This window comes from Pseudoxanthomonas japonensis (assembly GCF_043632995.1).
GTDB classification, from domain to species: Bacteria; Pseudomonadota; Gammaproteobacteria; order Xanthomonadales; family Xanthomonadaceae; genus Pseudoxanthomonas_A; species Pseudoxanthomonas_A japonensis.
This window is the reverse complement of sequence record NZ_CP171632.1, coordinates 1,058,073-1,079,697: the sequence shown is the minus strand read 5'-3', so window position 1 is coordinate 1,079,697 and position 21,625 is coordinate 1,058,073. Positions and strand designations below refer to the sequence as shown.

The following is a 21,625-nucleotide window of genomic DNA, read 5'->3' as shown; positions in this document are numbered from 1 at the left end:
GTGTCATCTCACTTGGGGCCGGGTTCGACCTCGCCCAGCGCCTTCGACTTGGCGCCCGTGCGGTAGAGCAGCCAGCCGACGATCGCCAGGATCACCAGGCCAACGATCTCGCCCTGCTGGAACGCCTCCGGCAGCACCAGCACGTCGCGGTCCTTGGTGGCGTAGATGGCGACGCCCACGGCGATGCCCATCAGCGCCTCGCCGGTGATCAGGCCGGCGGCGAACAAGGTGCCCGGGCGGTGGATGCGATCGCGCGCTTCCTCGTCCTTGGTCCCCACCATGCCGTGGCGCTTCTCCACCAGGTAGGCCAGCAGGCCGCCGAGGAAGATCGGCACCATCAGCTCCAGCGGCAGATAGATGCCGATGGCCGCGGCCAACACCGGCACACGGAAGCTGCTGCCCTTGGCTTTCAATGCCTCGTCGATGGCGATGATGACCGCGCCGATCACCGCACCGATGCCGATGATGCCCCACGGCAGCTCGCCGCCGAACAGGCCCTTGGCGACCGAGGCCATCAGCGTGGCCTGCGGCGCGGAGAGCGGATTCGGATGTTCGGCCGTCGGTGCCCCGATACCGTAGGCCTCGGACAGGATATTCAGCACCGGCGCCATGATCAGCGCGCAAGAGAATGCACCGATGCCCAGCATCAGCTGCTGCTTCCATGGCGTCGCGCCGACGATGTAGCCCGCCTTGAGGTCCTGCAGGTTGTCGCCGCCGACCGCTGCGGCGCAGCACACCACCGCGCCGATCATGATCGCGGCGACCGCACCGAGCGGCGCGCCGCCGGCGCCGACCGCCATGCGTCCGCTCTCGCCCAGCAGCAGCAACAGCACCACGGACGCGAACAGGATGGTCGCGATCGTGATGCCCGACACCGGATTGTTCGACGAGCCCACCAGACCGGCCAGATAAGCCGACACGGATACGAACAGGAAGCCGGCGACGATCATGATGATCGCCATCGGAATGCTGACATGCCACATGCCGACGATGGCCTGGTACAGCAGCAGCAGCGGCAACACGAAAACCACCAGCGCCACCAGCATCCACTTCATCGGCAGGTCGCGGTCGGTCTCGGCGACATCGGCCCCGCCCGAGCCCGCACGCGCGGCGGCGATGCCGCTCTTCACGCCCGACAGCAGCGACTTGCGCAGCGAGAACAGGGTCCACACGCCACCGATCAGCATGGCGCCCACGCCGAGGTAACGGATCTTGGCCGACCAGATGGCGCCGGCGATGTCCTCCGCACCCGCACCGGCAATGCTCTGCGCCAAGGCCGGATCCGTTCCCATGAAGAACATGTGGTAGAGCGGAATGGCGATATGCCAGGACAGGATGCTGCCCGACAGCACCACGATGCCGATGTTCAGGCCGACGATGTAGCCCACGCCCAGCAGCGCCGGCGACAGGTTGGTGCCCAGGTAACCGAGGTACTTGCCGAAGAAGCCCGCGCCGGCCGCGGTGTCCGGTATCAGACGCATGCCGCTGTAGGCGGCGACCTTCAGCACTGCGCCGATGGCGGCGGAGAACGCCAGGATCTTCAGGCCCGGTCCGGGATTCTCGCCGGCCTTCAGCACTTCGGCCGCGGCCTTGCCTTCGGGGAACGGCAGCGGCTCTTCGACGATCATCGAGCGGCGCAACGGCACCGAGAACAGCACGCCCAGCAGGCCGCCCAGGCCGGCGATGGCCAGCACCCACGAGTACTGGAAGTCCTGCCAGTAGCCCAGGATGATCAGCGCGGGAATCGTGAAGATCACGCCCGCCGCGATCGACGAACCGGCGGAGGCGCCGGTCTGCACGATGTTGTTCTCCAGGATGGTGCCGCCGCCGAGCAGGCGCAGCACGCCCATCGAGACGACGGCCGCCGGAATGGCGGTGGCCACGGTCAGGCCGGCGAACAGGCCCAGGTAGGCGTTGGCGGCCGACAGCACCACGGCCAGCACGATGGCCAGCACGACGGCGCGGAAGGTAAGTTGCGGGGTCCCCGGCGAGCTCATGGCGCGTTCCCAAATGGCAGAAGGCGGACACGCTAGCGTTCACCGCCCGGCAAGTCCAGCTGCCGCGGGGCCTTCCGGACCGGCCGCTATACTCGCCACGGATTTTCCTTGCCCGGAGCGGTGCTTGAGCGTTCTTTCCCCCGCCGTTCCCGGCCGCGACGACTTTCTCGGCCATCCCAAGGGCGTCTACGTCTGCTTCTTCACCGAGATGTGGGAGCGCTTCTCCTTCTACGGGATGAAGGCGCTGCTGCTGCTCTACCTCACCAAGTACCACCTGTTCGCCGACGGCGCGGGTTACGACCTGATCGGCGCCTACGGCGGGCTGGTCTACTGCATTCCCGTGATCGGCGGCCTGCTGGCGGACCGCTGGCTGGGCATGCGCAAGGCCGTGGTGTTCGGCGGCCTGTTGCTGGTCGCGGGCCATGCCGGCATGGCGCTGGAGGGCGTGGCGGCCGTGTCCGACGGCGGTGTGGTAACGCGCGACGAAGGCGCGCTGCGCACGATGTACCTGTCGCTGGCGCTGATCGTCATGGGTGTGGGCTTCCTGAAGCCGAACATCACCGGCATCGTCGGTCGCCTGTATCCGCTTGGCGATCCGCGTCGCGATGGTGGCTTCAGCCTGTTCTACGCCGGCATCAACCTTGGCGCGCTGCTGGCGTCGCTGGTGTGCGGCTACCTGGGCGAAACGCTGGGCTGGCGATACGGCTTCGGTGCTGCGGGCATCGGCATGCTGCTGGGGCTGGCGATGTTCCTGTGGGGCCAGCGCTATCTGCAAGGGCATGCGGAACCACCCTCGCCTTCAGCACTTCGTGCGTCCGTGCTGGGCGTGAGGCGCGAATGGACGATCTACCTCGGCGCGGGACTCGGCGTACTGCCCCTAGCATGGTTGATGTGGGCCGCGGCGAACGGCGCGTTCGCGCTGGGCGGCGAGCTGTCGCTCGCCCTGGTGCTGATGCTGGTCGTGCTGCTGCTGGTGCTCGGCTGGTTCGGCTGGTTCATTACCACACAATGCACCGCGACCCAGCGGCGGCAGATGCTCGCGCTGATGGCGATGATCTTCATGTGCCTGGTGTTCTTCACCCTGTACGAGCAGACCTATGGCTCGTGGGTGATGTTCACCGATCGCCTGCTGACCAAGGACCTGTTCCCGTCGCTGGTGCATGCGCCGGGCGTGCTGGTGTGGTCGGACAGCCTGGCGGCGAACCTCGGACTGTTCATCGGCACGGCACCGTGGTCGACCTGGGGACTGCTGGCCATGCCGGTCGCGTTCGTGATGGCCGTGCGCGCATCGGAACGTGGCGCCACGTCGGCCGCCCGCACGATCTTCCTCGGCGTGGCGGGCGTGATGGTCGCGCTGGTGCTGCGCGATTCGCTCGTGCTGCCGCAGACGGCAGGCTCGCTCACGTATCTCGGCGCACTGTTCCTGGTCGTGCTGGCACCGGTGTTCGCATGGCTGTGGGCGGCGCTGGGGCGGCGCGGGCGCGATCCTTCCAAGCCGTTCAAGGGCGCACTGGGCCTGGTGTTCGGTGGCCTGTCGTTCGTGCCGCTCGCCCTCGCCGCACAGCAGGTCGGCGAGACCGGCGTGATGGCCAGCGTGTGGTGGCTGGTGCTGGCCTACCTGCTGCTGGAAATCGGCGAGATGTGCCTCGCGCCGGTCAGCCTGGCCGCGGTCACCGAGCTGTCGGTGCCGCGCGTGGTCGGCCTGATGATGGGCATGTGGCTGCTCGCCACTGCGTTTTCCGAAACGCTGGCCGCGCAATTCGGCAAGCTGGCCGCCCTCGATGTTCCCGAGGGCGAGGTCTGGGATCTCGCCCAGGCGGCGACCGGCTATGCCGATCTGTTCTGGCTGATGATGTGGATCGGCCTGGGCTGCGGCGCGGTCGCGCTGATCGTGTCGCCGGTGTTGAAGCGGATGATGCGAAGCGCATGAAAAGCAACGGCGCCCGAGGGCGCCGTTGGTTGGCAGGACACGGGTGGCTGGACTACTTCGCCGTCGCGCCGCCGAGATGCCGATTGAAGAAGGCGAGCAGCCGCGTGTAGTACTCCTGCTGGTTCTCTGGCTTGTAGAAGCCGTGGCCTTCGGTTTTCTTGTAGAGCGTTTCCACGGGTACGCCCGCAGCCTTGAGGCGACGCTCCATCAATTCGGTGTGCTGGACGGGTGCGCGCTCGTCCTCTCCACCGGCGGCGAGGAACACCGGCACCTTGATACGTTCGGCCATGTTGACCGGCGACACGCTGACCAGGCCGTTACGTGGACCGATCCATTCGTTGAGATAGGTCTCGCCGGAACCACGTCGCTGGATATCGCCGCGCGTATGCATCATGCCAAGGTCGTAGACGCCCACATATCCTGCGGCGCACCGGTACAGATCCGGCTCCTTCGCCACGCCCGTCAGCGAGGCATACGCACCGTAGCTCGCGCCATAGAGACAGATGCGCTGCGGATCGGCGATGCCCTGCTGTACGGCCCAACGTGTTGCGTCCGTGACATCGTCCTGCATGGACTTGCCCCATTCACGCGCGCCGGCCTGGTGAAAACTCCGCCCGTAACCACCCGAGCCACGGAAGTTCACCTGGAGCACGGCATAGCCGGCACTGGCGAGCAACTGGGTTTCCGGATCGAAGCCCCAGTAATCGCGGATGCCGAACGGACCGCCATGCGGCAGCACGACCATCGGCATCTGCTTGCCGGACGCACCCTTGGGCAGGGTCAGGAACCCATGCAGATCGGTGCCATCGCGCGCGCTCAGCTTGACCGGCTGCGTCGCCCCCATCGCCTCCGGATCCAGCCAGTCGCGCCGGCTCAGCGCATAGTCCAGCTTCTTCGCCTCGACATTGAACAGGTAGAAGTCGCCCGGATTGCGATCGGAGCTGACCTGCACCAGCGCCAGCTGGCCATCGGCCGTCCGCGACGTGACCTTGACCGCTTCTCCCGGAAAGGCGGCCTCCAGGCTGCGGTAAAGCCGCGCTTCCGGAACATCATCGGCAAAGAACCGCACCGACGGCTTCCCGTCTGCGAACACCACACCGACCGGTACCATGTCGCTGTCCTGCGAGTACACGATACTGTCCGGATCGACATTCGGATTGCGCAGCACCTCCTTGCGCTCACCTGTCGCGATGTTCCAGGCCACGACCGCATCCGGGCCGGATGGCTGCTCGACCTGCAGGTAAGCGATGGTCTGGTCGCGATTGAAACCGAGCGGATGTTCAGCGCGCTTGCTGACGGCTTCGTCATTGACGAGTTGCCAGTCGCTTCCCTTGCCATCGCGGTAGTAGAGCTTGCGCGCATTGTCGATGCCCGCGCCATGCGCGAATCTCACCTGGCCCAGGTTGTCGGTGGTGAAGTCGGCATTGCGTACCGGCGCCCGCGCGATAGGCGTGCGCCGGCCGGTATACACGTCCAGCCGCTCGGCCCGGGTGAATGGATCGTCGCTCCAAGGCCAGATCGACACCACGACACCCTTGTCATCTGCCGGCAGACTGTCCACCAGGAATGCATGGACCTGTTCGGGCTTCTTCTGCTGGATGTTGCTGCCCACCTGCTGCGTGCCGATCCGGTAACCGACCAGGACGGTCGCCTTTCCGCCATCGGCATCCATGGCGAACAGTTCACCGGTCCCCAATGGCTGGTCCAACTGGCCGAACTTCTCGGCGACGGACAGCACCACACGCCCTGGATTCACCCACCAGAAGCCGGACACATGCGAATTCTTGGCGAGCGCAAAGGTGCCGGTCAGCTGGTTGTCCGCCCGCCGGATAATTGCCAGCACCGTGCGATCCTCCAGCGGCACCGTCGCCGCCAGGTACTCGCCGCCAGGCGATATCTTGATGCTCTCGAACTTGTCCTTGCGGATGAAGCGCTGCACGTCGACCTGCGCGACGGCGAACTGCGAACACAACAAGAGACCGGCCGCCAGGCCGGCCAGAAGCGATTTCCTCATCGTCCTTCCCCCAAAGGATGTCCTTTGTGGCACACAATAAAGGCCCAACGAACGGCCTGCAATCGCGACTCGGGCGAAGGGCCACGACGGCGGTTCAGGCCTTCGCGATCTGATCCAGCACGCGGTCGAGGCCTTGCTGCCAGTGCGGTAGCGGCGTGCCCAGCACGCCTTCCAGTGCCGAAACATCCATGCGCGAATAAGCAGGACGTCGCGCACGCGTCGGAAACTCGGCACTTGTGATCGGTGAGATACGCGGAACCCGTTCCAGCAAGCCTCGCGTTGCGGCGCCTTGCATGATCGCCTCGGCAAACCCGTGCCACGTCGTACCGCCGCTCGCCGTCAGGTGCAACGTGCCGCGCGCGGGCGCCGTCATGCCAAGCAGTCTCGCCGTGACGTCGGCGATCAGGTAGGCGGGCGTCGGCGTGCCAGTCTGATCGGCAACCACGTTCAACGCTTCGCGCTCTGCGCCAAGGCGCAACATGGTGCGAAGGAAATTGTGGCCTCGCGCTCCGTATACCCATGCTGTGCGGAGGATCAGGTGGTTGTCGCCTGCCTGGCGGACCGTCTCTTCACCGGCAAGCTTGCTGGCGCCATAGACGCCCAGCGGCCTCGTCGCCTGGTCTTCGCGGTAAGGATGGGTGCCTTGCCCGTCGAACACGTAGTCGGTCGAGTAATGGACGAACGGGATACCGCGCTCAGCACAGGCCTGCGCCAGGATGCCCGGTGCCTCCGCATTGGCACGGAATGCAGCAGCTTCTTCGTCTTCGGCCTTGTCCACCGCCGTGTACGCAGCCGCATTGACGACGGCGACGGGCGCAATGCGCTGCACAAGCTCGGCGAGCGTGTCCGGACGGTCGAAGTCGGCGATCTCGCAACGCCCGCCATCCGGCAGTTCACCGGACCGTGTTGTCGCCACGATACTCCCCAAGGGAGCCAGGCTGCGCCGCAGTTCATGCCCCACCTGGCCATTGGCACCCAGCAACAGGATGGTCATGGCGCGAACGTCGGCAGTCGCTCCGGCGCGACGTCGGCCAGCAACGGGGCAGCCTCGTCCTTCGCCGACAGTTGGGGATCGCTGATCGGCCAGTCAATGCCGATGGCAGGATCGTCCCAGCGCACGCCGGCATCCGCCACCTTGTCGTACACGGCGGTGCAGAGGTAGCTGAACACCGCGCGCTCGGACACCACGGCAAACCCGTGCGCAAAGCCTTCCGGGATCCAGAACTGGCGCTTGTTCTCCGCACTGAGCATCACGGCCTCCCACTGACCGAACGTGGGAGAACCACGCCGGATGTCGACAGCAACGTCGTAGACCTCACCTTCCAGCACACTGACCAGCTTGCCCTGCGGGTTCGGCCACTGGTAGTGCAGGCCACGAAGCACACCGCGGGACGACGACGACACGTTGCTCTGGACGAATGTCGTCGGCAGCCCGCGCTCGCCGAAACGTTCGGCGTTCCAGGTTTCGAAGAAGAAGCCACGCTCGTCTCCGAACACGGCCGGCTCGATGACGACACAGCCTGGCAACTTGGTTTCTACGATTTTCATTTAACAACTCCGCGTGCAGCGAGTGAGAGCAGGTATTGCCCATATCCATTCTTGGCTAGCGGAGCTGCCAATTTCTCCAGCTGGCTGACATCAATCCAACCATTGCCGTACGCGATCTCTTCGGGACAACTTACCCTCAATCCTTGGCGCGCCTCGATGGTCTCGATGAAATTCGATGCCTCTAGAAGCGACTGGTGCGTGCCGGTATCGAGCCACGCGTGTCCTCGCCCGAGCTGCTCGAGATGCAGATTGCCCGCATCGAGGTAACAGCGGTTCAGGTCGGTGATCTCCAGTTCGCCTCGCGGCGAAGGCGCGAGCGAGGCCGCGTAGTCGCTCGCGCGCCCATCGTAAAAGTAAAGCCCGGTGACTGCATAGTTGGAACGCGGCTTCGTCGGCTTTTCCTCAAGACCCACGACACGTCCCACCTCGTCGAAATCGGCCACGCCATAGCGCTCGGGGTCGTTGACCCAATAGCCGAAAACAGTCGCCCCATCGGAGCGTGCATCAGCACGGCGAAGTTGTTCGGTGAAACCGTGTCCGTAGAAAATGTTGTCGCCGAGCACGAGGCAGCTTGGCTTGCCTGCAACGAAGTCGCGACCGATCAGATAGGCCTGCGCCAAGCCATCCGGGCTGGGCTGCACCGCGTACTGGATGTCCATGCCCCACTGGGACCCGTCGCCCAACAGCGTCTTGAACAGCGCCTGCTCGTGGGGCGTATTGATCACCAGTACTTCACGTATGCCCGCCAGCATCAGTACGCTGAGCGGGTAGTAGATCATCGGCTTGTCGTAGACCGGCAGCAATTGCTTGCTGATAGCCTGCGTCAGCGGATAAAGACGGGTGCCGGAACCGCCCGCGAGAATGATGCCCTTGCGCGTCGTCATGATGTCAGTTCCTTAAGCGGCGGTGCCGATACGTTCCAGGCGGTAGCTGCCGTCCAGGACACGCTTCACCCAGTCCTGGTTGGAAAGGTACCAGTCAACCGTCTCACCAATGCCCTGTTCGAAGGTATACGCCGGCTCCCATCCCAGTTCGTCACGAAGCTTGGAGGCATCGATCGCGTAGCGGCGGTCGTGACCGGGGCGGTCGGCGACAAACGTGATCTGGCTGCTGCGCGGCTGCCCGTCCTCGCGCGGCGCGCGTGCATCGAGCAACGCGCAGACCGTATGCACGACTTCGATGTTCTGCTTCTCGGCGTTGCCGCCCACGTTGTATGTCTCACCGACACGCCCCTTCTCGAGGACCGTCCGGATCGCACTGCAGTGATCGCCTACGAACAGCCAGTCGCGCACGTTCTGGCCATCGCCATACACCGGCAACGGCTCACCGGCGAGGGCTCGCGCGATGATCAGCGGAATCAACTTCTCGGGAAAATGATAGGGACCGTAGTTGTTGGAGCAATTGGTCGTCAGCACCGGCAAACCGTAGGTATGGTGGAACGCGCGCACGAGGTGATCGGACGCGGCCTTGGATGCCGAATAGGGAGAATTGGGCGCGTAAGGCGTTGTCTCCGTGAACTTGCCCGTGTCGCCCAGCGAGCCGTAGACCTCATCGGTAGACACGTGGAGGAAGCGGAACTGCTCGCGGCGCTCGCCGTCCAGCGCCTTCCAATAATCGCGCGTCGCCTCCAACAGCCCCAGTGTGCCCACGACATTGGTCTGTATGAAGGCGCCGGGACCGTCGATGGACCGATCGACGTGGCTCTCCGCGGCGAAGTTCACCACCGCATCGGGCTGGTGTTCCTTGAGGAGGCCCGACACCAGCTCGCGGTCGCCGATGTCTCCTTGTGCGAATAAATGCAACGGGTTGTCCTGGATCGATGCCAGCGTATCCAGATTGCCCGCGTAGGTCAGCGCGTCGAGATTGATCACCTTGACACCGCTGCCGACCGCGCGCAGCACGAAATTCCCACCAATGAAACCGGCACCGCCGGTCACGAGCCAAGTCGGCATGTATTGCTCCTTCTAAAGTTAATCCTGGTCACGCCAGATTCGAGTCAAAATCCTGATTACGCGGAGATGGCGATCAGAACGGAATGTCGTCATCCGCGAAGTCGTCCATCGGCGCCGGCTGGGAAGCCGGTGCAGGCGCCTGGCGACGCTGGCCGCCGCCACCGCCCTGGTTGCCGTACTCCTGGCGCGGCGTACGCGCCGGACGGTCGCCGCCACCCATGCCACCACCACCGCCGCCTTCGCGGCCGCCGAGCATCTGCATCTCGTCGGCGATGATGTCGGTGGAGTACTTCTCCTGACCGTCCTGGCCGGTGTACTTGTCGTAGCGGATCGAGCCCTCGACGTACACCGAACTGCCCTTGCGCAGGTATTCGCCGGCGATCTCGCCGAGCTTGCCGAAGAACACTACGCGGTGCCATTCGGTGCGTTCCTGCTGGTTGCCGTCCTTGTCCTTGCGCACGCTGGTGGTGGCCAGGCTGATCCGCGTGATCGCCATGCCGCCCTGCGTGTAGCGGGTTTCGGGGTCGTTGCCGAGGTTGCCGACCAGGATGACTTTGTTGATGCCGCGGGCCATATCGATATCCGTTCAGGGATGCCCGCCGAGCGCGGGCAAAGACCAGTGGAGTATACCTGCCGCACCCCGGCCATCGGCCTTTCGCCGACTCTCATATAGGGCATTACCGCACGCGGACGCCTATAATTCCGCGACTTCCCGGCCCATCGTCCTATGTCCGTCGTCGAATCGCCCCGCCCCGCCCTCTCCCTGTCCGGCATCCAATCGCTCGCCCAGGCCGACATGGCCGACGTCGATGCCCTGATCCGGGCGCGGCTGGCCTCGGACGTGGTGCTGATCAACCAGATCGCCGACCACATCATCTCGGCGGGCGGCAAGCGCCTGCGGCCGATGCTGGTGGTGCTGGCCGGCCAGGCCTGCGGGCCGACCACGCCGGACCACCACCAGCTGGCGGCCATCATCGAGTTCATCCACACCTCCACCCTGCTGCACGACGACGTCGTGGACGAATCCGACCTGCGCCGCGGCCGCAGCACGGCCAATGCGCTGTGGGGCAATGCGCCCAGCGTGCTGGTCGGCGATTTTCTGTATTCGCGCAGTTTCCAGCTGATGGTGGAACTGGACCGCATGGACGTGATGCGCCTGCTGGCCGACACCACCAACCGCATCGCCGAGGGCGAAGTGCTGCAGTTGCTGCACGTCCACAATCCGGATACCGACGAAGCCGCCTACCTGCGCGTGATCGAGCGCAAGACTGCCGTCCTGTTCGCCGCCGGCACGCAGCTGGGCGCGATGGCATCGGGCGCGGCAGGCAACGTCCCGCAGAAGCTCTACGACTACGGCATGGCGCTGGGCTATGCCTTCCAGATCGCCGACGACGTGCTCGACTACACGGCCGACGCCGAAGCGCTGGGCAAGAACCTCGGTGACGACCTGGCCGAAGGCAAGGCGACGCTGCCGCTGATCCATGCGATCCGCCACTCCGATGCCGCCACTGCCGATCGCCTGCGCACCATCGTGCAGGAAGGCGACGCGGGTGCCATGCCCGAAGTGCTGGCCGCCATCCGCGCAACTGGCGGCCTGGACTACAGCCGCGAGCGCGCGCATCACTACGCCACGCTGGCCGAGCAGGCGCTCGACGGCCTGCCCGAGTCCGATGCCCTGGCCGCCCTGCGCGGCTTGGCGCGCTACGCGGTGGAGCGCGGGCACTGACCCGCGCACCGCATCACTTCGCGAATACCTCGGCGAAGAAGTCCGCCATCATCCGGTAGGCACGCTTTGCCGAGCGCTCGTGGTAGACGCAGCCGGGCGGGTTCTGCGCGTCGGACTCGGCGAAGCAATGCACGGCGCCGCTGAAGTTGACGAACTGCCAGTCGGCGCCGGCCTTGCGCATTTCGTCCTGGAACGCCGTGATCTCCGCAGCCGAGACATAGGTATCGTCGCCGCCGTTGAGCACCATCACCGGCGTCTTCACGGGCCCCGCCGCAGGAAGATCGGTCGCCAATCCGCCGTGCAGGCTGACCACGCCTGCCAATGCATTGCCGGCGCGTACGAGTTCCAGCACCGTGCTGCCACCAAAGCAGTAACCGAATGCACCGATACGTGCGTGGTCCACCAGAGAAGCGGGCTGCTGCTTCAAGACCTCGACGGCTTTCTGGACCCGCGCCCGCAGTTTCGGGCGATCGGCACGCATCGCGGTGGCCACGGGGCCGGCCTCGGCATCGGTCTTCGGTCGGATGCCCTTGCCGTAGACGTCGGCGACCAGCACCACGTAGTCGTCGCCGGCAACGAGGTGCGCCTTCTCGATCGCAGATTCATTGACGCCCTTCCAGTTCGGCACCATCACCAGGCCCGGACGCGGGGTCTTCACGCTGTCGTCGTAGACAAGATAACCGGAGAACGTATCGCTACCGATCTTCCATTCAACGGGCTTGGCGACCGGCGCCGCCAGCAGCGCGGGCGACCACAGCAGGGACAGCAGGCAGGGCAGTAACAGGCGGCGCATGGCAGGCTCCTCGTGGGGGACCTGCCGAGTGTAAGACCGCATGCTTGCGGTGACGTCGACGGCAGGTGACGTCAGGCGATCCCGAGACCGGGAATCGCCGTGATGGCGTCCGGGTCGAAGCCCGCCAGTTCGGCAAAATGACGGCCACGCGCGACGTAGTCCTTGTACTGGCCGAAGCTCGGCGCGCCAGGCGACAGCAGCACGACGCCGCCTTCGCCCAGGGCCGCCCGCGCGGCAGCGACCGCCTCCGGCAACGTCCCGGCGGCCATCAGCGTGAAGCCGGCCTCCTGCGCCACCGGCGCAAGCAGGGCATGGATGCGCGGGCCGTTGGCCCCCATCGTGACGATGGTTGCGGGCGCACCGTCGCGCATGTGCTCGGCAAACTCGGACCAGTCCACGCCGCGGTCGTGCCCGCCGACCAGCAGCGCGATGCGCCGGCCGGCGAAACAGTCCAGCGCGGCCAGCGTGGCGTGTGGCGTAGTGCTGATCGAGTCGTTGACCCAGGTGATCCCGTCACGCGTGCCCATCACTTGCAGGCGGTTCGGCAGCGGACGGAACGACTGCGCGTGCGCCGCCAGCGGTCGTGCTTCGATGCCCGTCGCTTCCAGCGCGGTCAACACCGCACAGAGATTGCTGCGGTTGTGGCGACCCGGCAGCGGCAGCGGACGCGTGTCCATGACGAACACATCGCCGCGGTACAGGTCATCCTCGCGAAGATGCCAACCGTCCGCGCGGTTGAACCAGCGGATCTCGCTGTTCGGCAACCGGAGTGCGGCCAGCCGCGGGTCGGCCGCATTGAGCACGGCAATGCGCGGGTGCGCGTCGGTGACGAGCTTCAGCTTGTCCTCGATGTAGCGCGCTTCACTGCCGTGCCAGTCCAGGTGTTCCGGGAACAGGTTCAGCACGACGGCGACATCGGGATGCGCACCGCTCACCGCGACATCGCCGGTCTGGTAGCTCGACAGCTCGATGGCCCACGCATCGGGCGCTGGCTGCGGATCCAGCACTTCCAGCATCGGCACGCCGATATTGCCGACCAGTGCGGTGCGGCGCCCGGAGGCGCGCAGCAGGTGCGCCAGCAGCGAGGTCGTGGTGCTCTTGCCCTTGGTGCCGGTGACGCAGAAGGTGTTCGAGACCACACCGTTGTCGCCCGCATGCTCGGCGAACCACAGGCTGGTGCCGCCGATGAAATGCGTGCCCGACGCCGTGGCCGCCACCACTGCCGGTCCATTGGGACTGATGCCAGGCGACTTGATGACAACATCGAACGCCGACAGCCGCTCTGCCGTCGCCTGTGTCTCGACAGAGAGCAGTTTGTCGTCCAGCGCGGCGGCCTCGACGGCTTCCGCCTCGCTGCAGAACAGCGTCAGCGGCATCGAAAGCAGGCGCGAACGTACCGCGAGATAGGCGGCACGGCCTTCGCGACCCCAGCCCCAGAGGGCGACACGCTTGCCCTCAAGCTGCGAAATTCGCACGCAGGCGCTCCCACAGCGCGGCGGGAATGCGGTGTTCGCCGCCGATTTCCAGCAACGGCGCCACCGCCAGTTCCGCGGCATCGAGCTGCGGGCGGATCTCGTGGTTGAAGCGCGCAACGATCGCGTCCTCGCGCCATTCCGGCCGGTCGCCGAGCGTCGCCATCGCCGCACGCGACTCCTGGCCCTCGCCAACGCATTCGAACGGCTTGTGGTCCTGGTACTCCAGCAACGCATCGAACCCACCCGTCTGGTTCACGTCATCCAGCAGGTTGCGGCCGAAGATGCCGACCAGGCGCGGCTTGGGCATGAACGGCGCCAGCGCCAGGAACACGAAGTGGCACTTCGGGCACACGCCGCACCAGCGGTTGGTCGGGCGCTCGCCGAGCAGGTGGAAATTGCGGTTGCAACTGGAGAAATGCGCGTCGTAGTGGTCGGTGCGCGCGAACTGCCGCGCCACCGCCAGCTCCGAGAGCGGGCGCAGCAACGAGTAGTAATGCAGATCCGCGGCGACATGCGACTGGACATAGTCGCCGAACGCCTGCTCGAAGGCCCAACCCTTCGACCACTGGTGGTTCACTTCGCCGGTGCCGGGAATCATGCTGCCGTAGCTGGCCGAGCGCTCGTTGGAGAACACCACCTGGTCCACGCCGTGCAGCAGCGCGGCCAGCACCATGATCGCCGAGTTGATCGCGGTGACCGGGATATGCCCGTTCCACGCACCCTGGCGGTTGTACTCGAACAGCTCCGGCGCCAGCGCACGGCCGATGTTGAGCGTGGGCAGGCCCGTACGCGCTGCACAGGCCGCGATCAGCTGCGAACCGCCGATCCACGTCACCGTCTGGTCGACGCCGGCACCCCGCAGCGCCTCGATGCTGACCAGCGAATCCTTGCCGCCGCCGATGGCGACCAGCGCATGCTCATGCAGGCCAGCGGCGGGCGCGCGGGACTTCGCCTGAGCGCCGACCGGGAAACGCACACGGCCATGCAGGCTCAGGCCGTTGCGGTAGGCGAACTCGCCCAGCCCGTGCACGTAGACCTGCTCCATCAGCACGGCGGTCGCTGGGTCGATGGCATAACCGTCGATGCGGATCTCGTTCGGCACCGCGGCCTTGTAGTAGCTGACGCCAGTGATGAGGTGCAGCAAGCGCACTGCCTGCTCGACCGCCTGCGTGCGCGTGGCATCCAGCGTGAACGGCGCGCCGGGAATCGTGACGGTTTCCGTCAGCTCCGGGCCGTCGTCGAAGGCGTACACCAGCCGCACGACGCCGGTTTCCGTCTCGAAGGAACAGCGGACGAAGCGGAAGGCGCGGATGGCGGATTTGTCGAAGTTCGTCATGCGGGGTCCGTACAAGGAACGGCCTGCCGTCGCAGGTAGCGACGGCAGGCGAAGTATTCAAGGAGGAACGCGGGTGCGGCGCCGAACACGATCGCCGCCAGCGAGCCATAAAAGACGATGACCGGCAACCAGGCCAGGGATTCCCGCAGGTTGCCCGGACTCGCGGCGGCCATCTGGTCGATCGCGAGCGCGACCGCCGCCCAGGCGGCGAGCGCCAGCGGGAACAGCAGGAACACCACCAGCAAGGTACGCAGCGTCATGCCTCCCGGCTTCCAGTGGCGGCCCATCGCCACGACGCGCCCATGCCAGCGGATGGAAAACCAGGCACCTACACCCGCCGCCAGCAGTACGGCAGGCGCGATGCGCAGCGCGGAGGCGACGTCCCGCATGCCGGCATGACGCTCCACCCCCACCAGCCACGCGATGCCGACCGTCAGCACCGCGGCAACCAGCAGGCTGGCTCCGATGAACTCAGCCCGCGGCGACATCGCCGGACACTCCTTCGATGACGTCCTCTGCCGGCAGACCACGCAGGTTGTAATGGCTGGCCATCACGAATCCGTAGGCACCTGCATCGGAGAACAGCAGCACATCGCCTTCGGCCGTCGCCGAGGCCAGCTTGCGGCGCTTGCCGAAGATGTCGCTCGACTCGCAGATCGGACCGACCACGTCGAACGGCTCCTGTTCGGTGTCGTCCAGGCGCGACAGGTTGGCCACGTCGTGCCACGCGTCGTACAGCGCCGGGCGGATCAGCGTGTGCATGCCGGCATCGCTGCCGACACGACGGATGCCGAGCTTCTCGACGACCTGGGTGACGTGCGCCAGCAGGACGCCCGATTCGGCGACCAGGTAGCGACCCGGCTCGATGACAAGCTGGTAGGCCGGGTAGGCGGCCTTGATCGCGGCGAGGCCTTCGCCCCACGCCGCCAGGTCGAACGGCTCGTCGCCTTCGGCATACGGAATCGGCAGGCCGCCGCCGATGTCGATCGTCTCGATGGTGCCGATCTGGTCGGCCAGTCCACCCAGTTCATCGGCGATCTGGTTCCAGTGCTGCGCGCTCTCCACACCGCTGCCGAGGTGCGCGTGGAGGCCGGTGATGCGCACGTCGATCGCCCGCGCCGCGGCGAGGAATTCGTCCATCTTGGCCAGCGGCAGGCCGAACTTCGAGCTCTTGCCGCCCGTCTTGACCTTGTCGTGGTGGCCGTCGCCGCGGCCCAGGTCCACGCGCAGCCACAGCCGGCGTCCGCGGAACACCTCCGGCCACTGTTGCAGCGCTTCGACGTTGTCGAGGGTGACGTTGATGCCGCGCTCCAGCGCGAACGCGTACTCCGCGCGCGGTGCGAAACTCGGTGTGAACAGCACGCGCTCCATCGGCAGCGACGGCGCAATCTCGAACACGCGCTCGAGTTCGCCCCGCGAGACGCATTCCAGACCAAAGCCTTCTTCCACCAGCGCCTGCAGGATGGCCGGGTGCGAATTGGCCTTGATGGCGAAGAAGCGCCGATCCACCGCGGTGATCGCTGCCAACGCGCGGGCCCGCGCACGCACGACGTCCAGGTCGTAGACGTAACGCGGCGTTTCGCCCTGTGCGAGCGACAGCAGGCGGTCGCGCGCTGCGGGCGCACTCCACCAGCGCACCCCGCGATGACGTACCGCGCCGTTGATCTCGCGCCAGCTGGGGCCGAACACGCTGGCTTCGTCGGCCGGCATCGCACCGCTTTCGATCAGGGCTTCGTGCAGTAGTGGCAGCATGCCGTCGGCGTCCGCCTCGTCGATGACGAAGGTCAGGTTGAGATCGTTCGACGACTGCGAGATCAGGTGCACGCGCTCGCGACCGAACATCGCCCACACGTCCGACAGCTTGTGCAGCAGCGAACGCATGCCGCGCCCGACCAGGGTGATCGCCGTGCACGGCGCGATCACCTTGACCCGGCAGATCTCCGCCAGGTCCGCCGACAGCGCGGCCAGCACGTCGGTGTTGACCAGGTTCTCGCTGGGATCCAGCGACACGGTGACGTTGGTCTCCGAGGAGCCGATCAGGTCCACCGACAGGCCATGTTTCTTGAAACGCGCGAACACGTCGGCCAGGAAGCCGACCTGCTGCCACATGCCGATGCCTTCCATCGACACCAGCACGATGCCGTTGCGGCGACTGACCGCTTTCACGCCGGGCACGGTCAATGCCGTGCCGTCGATGGTGGTGCCGGGCAGTTCGGGACGCTCGGTGTCGAGGATCGCCATCGCCACGCCGGCATCGCGGCAGGGCTTGATCGAGCGCGGGTGCAGGACCTTGGCGCCGGTCGTCGCGATTTCCTGCGCCTCGTAATAGTCCAGGCGGGTCAGCAAGCGGGCGTCGGGCACTTCGCGCGGATTGGCGCTGAACATGCCGGGCACGTCGGTCCAGATTTCCACGCGCTGCGCACCGAGCAGGGCGCCGAAGTACGCCGCCGACGTATCCGAGCCGCCGCGGCCGAGGATGGCGGTACCGCCGTCGGCATGGCGCGAGATGAAGCCCTGCGTCAGCAGCATCCGGTTCGCTTGGCCGGCGAACGCACGGCGCCAGTCCTGGTCGGGCGCGGTATTGCACGACACCGACAGCCGCTGCGCCCAAGGACTCTGGTTGGGCAGGAAGTTCGCCTGCAGCCAGTGCCGCGCGTCGACCCAGCCGAAATCCAGGCCCTGCGCGCGCAGGTAGGCGACGCCGATCGTCGAGGAAAGCAGTTCGCCCTGCCCCAGCACCTCGGCCTGCCAGTCCAGCGCGCGGCTGGCGGCACGCGGATCGGTCAGCAGGTTGCGCAGCGCGGCCAGGCGGTCACCGAGCACAGCATCGGCATCCAATTCCAGTTCGGCGATGAACTCGCGATGGCGCAGCTCCAGCGTCGCCACGCGCTCGGCGCTGTCCGCGGCGCCGTCGGCGATCGCGGTCAGTTCGTTGGTCACGCCGGACAGCGCCGATACCACCACGAGGATCCGGGCCTCGTTCTCGTCCGCCCGTTTTTTCGCCAGCGTACCGATCGTGTTCCAGCGGTGGCGACGCGACACCGAGGTGCCGCCGAACTTGAGGACGATCCAACGATCAGACGCGGGGGTGGCAGAGGGCATGGATAGAATGGAGGTGGAATGCCCGAACCCTTCGGGCGTGAACCGTCGATTCTAGCCCAAGCTCCCGGGCCCGACCGGACCGTACCGCATGCAACGAACCTCCCACCGCTATCTGCAGGTCGACGTATTCGCCGATCGTCCCGGCGCGGGCAACCCCCTGGGGGTGGTCATGGATGCCGATGGCTGGGATACCGACCGCATGCAGGCGTTCGCGGCCTGGACCAACCTCTCCGAAACCATCTTCTTCCTGACGCCGACCACCCCGCACGCCAGCTACCGCATCCGCATCTTCACCCCGCGGCAGGAGCTGCCGTTCGCGGGGCATCCGAGCGTCGGCGCCACCTGGGTGGCGCTGGAGGCCGGCCTGACCGATGACGCGGACAGGCTGGTGCAGGAATGCGCGGCCGGCCTGCTGCCGGTCCGTATCGACGGCAGCGGACGCCAGCGGGCGATCCGGTTGCGGGCACCGCGCGCACGTCGCGTCGATGCAACAGCATCGCCTGCCCTCTTGGACGCCGTGGTCGCGCACCTTCCCATCGCGGGCCTGGCCCCCGCCCTCTGGAACAACGGACCTTCGTGGTGGCTCGTTGAACTGGAGGACGCCGATGCCGTCCGGCGCCTGGCGCCCGACCTGCCTGCCATCGCCGCGCTGACGCAGGCGACCGCGGCCGTCGGCCTGGCGGTCTTCGGCCGCACGCCGGCGGGCACCGACCATGACCTCGCCGTGCGTGCCTTCTGCCCGGCCGACAACATCCCGGAAGATCCGGTTACCGGCAGCGTCAACGCGTGCATTGCTGCCGCACTCCACGCCGCCGACACGCTGCCCGGCAACCACCGGCGCTATACCGCCAGCCAGGGGCGCGAACTCGGCCGCGACGGTCGTGTCGCCTTGCAGGTCGATGACGAAGGCGAGGTCTGGATCGGCGGTCAGGTGCAGTTGGTCATCGACGGCCGGATGACTTGGTAAGCTGCGCGGCCCCCACGCGACAACGTCCCCCATGACCCTCCGCCGCTACGTCCAGCTGGACGTATTCGCCGACCGCCCCGGCGCCGGCAACCCGCTGGCCGTCGTCCTCGACGCCGCCGGCCTCGACGACGCCGCCATGCAGGCCATCGCTCGCTGGACGCGCCTGCCGGAAACGACATTCGTGTTCGCCCCCACGCAGCCGGGCGCGAGCTATGCCGTGCGCATGTTCAGCCCGCGCCGCGAAGTACCGTTCGCGGGACATCCCAGCGTCGGCACCGCCCATGTCGTGCTCGATGCCGGCCTCGCCTCGCCCGTCGACGGCCTGCTGATGCAGGAAGGCGCAGCCGGCGTGCTGCCGCTGCGCGTGGATGGCGAAGGCGCCTCGCGCACGATCGCCGTTCGCACGCCGCGGGCACACGTCGTGAAGATCGGTGAGCCGGCTTCCGATGATGTGCTGCGTGCGGCCCTCGCAACTTTACCTGCCGGCGACCTGCCGCCCGCCCTGGTCGACGGCGGTCGCCGCTGGTGGCTGGCGGAGGTGCGCGACGAGGCCGCACTGCGTGGAGCGATACCGGACTGGGAAGCCATCGGCGCGCTCGCCCGTGCCAGCGAAAGCATGGGTGTCTGTGCGTACGCACGCACGCCTGGGCAGCCGTACGACCTGGCCGTACGTGCCTTCGTCGGCACGCCTGCCGCATTCGAGGATGCCGCCTCCGGTGCCGCCAACGCGACGCTGGCGGCCTGGCTGGCGTCGCGCGATGCGCTGCCCGGCCGCGACCGCCGCTATATCGTCAGCCAGGGCCGCGAAGTCGGCTACGACGCGCGTCTTCAACTGCGCGTGGACGACGCGGGCGACGTCTGGTCCGGCGGCCACGTACGCACCATCGTGACCGGCGAGATCGACTGGTAGTGGGGGTGGCTTTGTGGGAGCGACGTAAGTCGCGATCGCCTTCCGGTCGCAATACCAAATGTCGGCGCTCGCGTTTTCGCGACTGACGTCGCTCCCACAAGAACGAAGATCTACTTCGCCTCGTAGACCGGCTTGCCGTCGACCCAGGTCGAACGGACATGCAGGTCGTCGAGTTGCTCGCCCGGAATCGCCAGCGGATCCTCGTCCAGGATGACGAAATCGGCGTGCAGACCCGGCGCGAGCCGGCCCACCGCTTTCTCGTCGTGCCCTGCCCATGCGGCATCCGCGGTGAATCCGCGCAATGCCTCGGCAGCGCTCAAACGTTGGTCCGGCATCCACCCGCCGTCGGGGTGATCCTTGCCGTCCTGCCTTGTCACCGCTGCATGCAGGCCGCGCCGCGGGTCCACCGACTCCACCGGGAAATCCGAGCCCAGCGCCAGCTTCACACCACTCCCCTGCAACCGCTGCCACGCATAGGCGCCGGTGATGCGCACCGGCCCCAGACGATCCTGCGCCCATGGCATGTCGGACGTGGCATGCGTCGGCTGCATCGAGGCGATCACGCCGAGGGCGGCGAAGCGCGGGAATTCTTCCGGCGCCACCACCTGCGCATGCTCGATGCGCCAGCGATGGTCGGTCTTGGCGGCATCGCCCAGCACGCGCTGGTAGGCATCCAGCACCAGTCGATTGCCGCGGTCGCCGATCGCATGCGTCGCCACCTGCACCTTGCAGTCTCGTGCCTTGCGCATGGCGACCTCCAGCGCCGCCGGCTCGGTCACCAGCAGGCCGCGATTGCCGGGATCGTCGCTGTAGTCCTCCAGCAGCGCGGCACCGCGACTGCCCAACGCGCCATCGGCATACAGCTTCACGCCGGTCATCTGCAGGCGACCGCCGGCATGGCGATATGGGCCTTGCGCGCACAGGTCGGCCAGTGCGGCGCCATCGCCGTCCGCATAGGCATCGATGCGCAGTGGCAGGCGACCTTCGTCGGCGAACTGCTTCATCAGTGCCAGGTCCTCGCGCGACACGCCCATGTCGTGCACGCCGGTCAGGCCATTGCGCACCGCCGCCTGCGAGGCCTTCTCCAGTGCCTGCCGACGGTAGGCCGCATCGGGCGCCGGCACCACGGCATTGACCAGCACCATCGCGGCATCGACGAACACACCGCTTGGCTTGCCATCGACACGTTCGATGCGTCCACCGTCCGGTTGCCAGTCGCCGCCCAGCGGACGCGGCGCCTTCGCCGCCACCGCACGCAGGGCCGCACTGTTCGCCCAGCCGGCATGGCCATCCACGCGCTCGAGCCAGACAGGACGATCGGGGAACGCGGCGTCGAGATCGGCGGCCGTGGGGAAGGTCTTGCCCGGCCAGTCGTTCTGGTCCCAGCCACCGCCGAGCAGCCACGCATCCGGTGGCAGCTGCTTCTCGAAGGCGCGCAACCGCGCGATCACTTCGTTCTTGTCCTGCGCATCCACCAGGTCGGCGCGAATCAAGGCATATCCCAGCCCCATGACATGGCCATGCGCATCGATCAGGCCGGGGATCACCGTCTTGCCGGCGGCGTCGATGCGTGTCGCATCCGGATAGCGCGCAAGCAACTCGCGCGTGCCGCCAACGGCCAGGATGCGCCCGTCGGCATCCCATGCCATCGCTTCCGCGACGGGCCGTGAGGCATCGGACGTGTGCACACGCGCCGCCGTCACCACCTGCACCTGTGCCTGCACGGCACCCGCGTACATCAACAGCCCGCCCATTCCCCATGCCAGATGTCGCATGCCTCGCTCCCACGCTGATCCAGCGGTGGACTATGCGCGGTGCGGCGCACGACGGCAACGGCAGCAAAAAAGGGGCCTTGCGGCCCCTTTCGCGGTATTC

Annotated in this window: 17 protein-coding genes; 4 read left to right on the top strand and 13 right to left on the bottom strand. The window is 66.8% G+C overall.

What is annotated here, in order from left to right; translation table 11 throughout:
* Positions 1–8 precede the first annotated feature (8 nt).
* On the bottom strand, positions 9–1,997 hold the full coding sequence (locus ACGHX3_RS04880) for an OPT family oligopeptide transporter (RefSeq protein WP_394696601.1): 1,989 nt from the start codon (positions 1,995–1,997) through the stop codon (positions 9–11).
* A gap of 124 nt (positions 1,998–2,121) precedes the next feature.
* On the opposite strand from ACGHX3_RS04880, the gene ACGHX3_RS04875 reads away from it, so the two are divergent.
* Positions 2,122–3,927 carry a peptide MFS transporter gene (locus ACGHX3_RS04875; protein WP_394696600.1) on the top strand — a complete coding sequence of 602 codons (1,806 nt, stop codon included), beginning with the start codon at positions 2,122–2,124 and terminating at the stop codon, positions 3,925–3,927.
* Positions 3,928–3,979: 52 nt separating this feature from the next.
* Here the strand turns inward: ACGHX3_RS04875 and ACGHX3_RS04870 are convergent, their stop codons facing one another.
* The 6 genes from ACGHX3_RS04870 to ssb form a co-directional block, all read right to left on the bottom strand.
* A complete protein-coding gene (locus ACGHX3_RS04870; RefSeq protein ID WP_394696599.1) occupies positions 3,980–5,941 on the bottom strand; it encodes an alpha/beta hydrolase family protein in 1,962 nt (653 codons plus the stop codon).
* Positions 5,942–6,035: 94 nt separating this feature from the next.
* The gene (rfbD, locus tag ACGHX3_RS04865) at positions 6,036–6,935 is read right to left on the bottom strand and encodes a dTDP-4-dehydrorhamnose reductase (RefSeq protein WP_394696598.1); all 900 of its coding nucleotides are present in this window, start codon (positions 6,933–6,935) and stop codon (positions 6,036–6,038) included.
* On the bottom strand, positions 6,932–7,489 hold the full coding sequence (gene rfbC, locus ACGHX3_RS04860; protein ID WP_394696597.1) for a dTDP-4-dehydrorhamnose 3,5-epimerase: 558 nt from the start codon (positions 7,487–7,489) through the stop codon (positions 6,932–6,934). Before rfbC ends, rfbD begins: the two co-directional genes overlap by 4 nt.
* A complete protein-coding gene (gene rfbA, locus ACGHX3_RS04855; protein ID WP_394696596.1) occupies positions 7,486–8,373 on the bottom strand; it encodes a glucose-1-phosphate thymidylyltransferase RfbA in 888 nt (295 codons plus the stop codon). Before rfbA ends, rfbC begins: the two co-directional genes overlap by 4 nt.
* 12 nt (positions 8,374–8,385) lie before the next feature.
* On the bottom strand, positions 8,386–9,441 hold the full coding sequence (rfbB, locus tag ACGHX3_RS04850) for a dTDP-glucose 4,6-dehydratase (protein WP_394696595.1): 1,056 nt from the start codon (positions 9,439–9,441) through the stop codon (positions 8,386–8,388).
* Positions 9,442–9,514: 73 nt separating this feature from the next.
* Positions 9,515–10,015 (bottom strand): single-stranded DNA-binding protein, encoded by a 501-nt coding sequence (gene ssb, locus ACGHX3_RS04845; RefSeq protein ID WP_162338367.1) that lies wholly within the window; start codon positions 10,013–10,015, stop codon positions 9,515–9,517.
* Between the two features lie 153 nt (positions 10,016–10,168).
* Here ssb and ACGHX3_RS04840 point away from each other — a divergent pair, with 153 nt between their 5' ends.
* Positions 10,169–11,167 carry a polyprenyl synthetase family protein gene (locus tag ACGHX3_RS04840; protein WP_394696594.1) on the top strand — a complete coding sequence of 333 codons (999 nt, stop codon included), beginning with the start codon at positions 10,169–10,171 and terminating at the stop codon, positions 11,165–11,167.
* A gap of 13 nt (positions 11,168–11,180) precedes the next feature.
* On the opposite strand, the gene ACGHX3_RS04835 is transcribed toward ACGHX3_RS04840, so the two are convergent.
* The 5 genes from ACGHX3_RS04835 to ACGHX3_RS04815 all read right to left on the bottom strand — a co-directional run bounded on the left by ACGHX3_RS04835 (position 11,181) and on the right by ACGHX3_RS04815 (position 17,873).
* Entirely contained in the window at positions 11,181–11,960 is a 780-nt protein-coding gene (locus tag ACGHX3_RS04835) for a dienelactone hydrolase family protein (RefSeq protein ID WP_394696593.1), read from the bottom strand.
* Positions 11,961–12,031: 71 nt separating this feature from the next.
* A complete protein-coding gene (gene murD / locus ACGHX3_RS04830) occupies positions 12,032–13,435 on the bottom strand; it encodes a UDP-N-acetylmuramoyl-L-alanine--D-glutamate ligase (protein ID WP_394696592.1) in 1,404 nt (467 codons plus the stop codon).
* Complete coding sequence (murL, locus tag ACGHX3_RS04825; protein ID WP_394696591.1) at positions 13,416–14,771, bottom strand: UDP-N-acetyl-alpha-D-muramoyl-L-alanyl-L-glutamate epimerase; 1,356 nt, start codon at positions 14,769–14,771, stop codon at positions 13,416–13,418. The genes murD and murL overlap by 20 nt, the downstream gene beginning before the upstream one ends.
* Positions 14,768–15,259, bottom strand: a complete 492-nt coding sequence (locus tag ACGHX3_RS04820) for a hypothetical protein (protein WP_394696590.1) — start codon at positions 15,257–15,259, stop codon at positions 14,768–14,770. Before ACGHX3_RS04820 ends, murL begins: the two co-directional genes overlap by 4 nt.
* A complete protein-coding gene (locus ACGHX3_RS04815) occupies positions 15,243–17,873 on the bottom strand; it encodes a bifunctional aspartate kinase/diaminopimelate decarboxylase (RefSeq protein WP_394696589.1) in 2,631 nt (876 codons plus the stop codon). The genes ACGHX3_RS04820 and ACGHX3_RS04815 overlap by 17 nt, the downstream gene beginning before the upstream one ends.
* Positions 17,874–17,961: 88 nt before the next feature.
* On the opposite strand from ACGHX3_RS04815, the gene ACGHX3_RS04810 reads away from it, so the two are divergent.
* Entirely contained in the window at positions 17,962–18,840 is an 879-nt protein-coding gene (locus ACGHX3_RS04810; RefSeq protein WP_394696588.1) for a PhzF family phenazine biosynthesis protein, read from the top strand.
* Between the two features lie 31 nt (positions 18,841–18,871).
* On the top strand, positions 18,872–19,750 hold the full coding sequence (locus tag ACGHX3_RS04805) for a PhzF family phenazine biosynthesis protein (protein ID WP_394696587.1): 879 nt from the start codon (positions 18,872–18,874) through the stop codon (positions 19,748–19,750).
* Positions 19,751–19,860: 110 nt separating this feature from the next.
* Here ACGHX3_RS04805 and ACGHX3_RS04800 read toward each other — a convergent pair whose 3' ends face one another.
* Positions 19,861–21,525, bottom strand: a complete 1,665-nt coding sequence (locus tag ACGHX3_RS04800) for an amidohydrolase (RefSeq protein WP_394696586.1) — start codon at positions 21,523–21,525, stop codon at positions 19,861–19,863.
* Positions 21,526–21,625 lie beyond the last annotated feature (100 nt).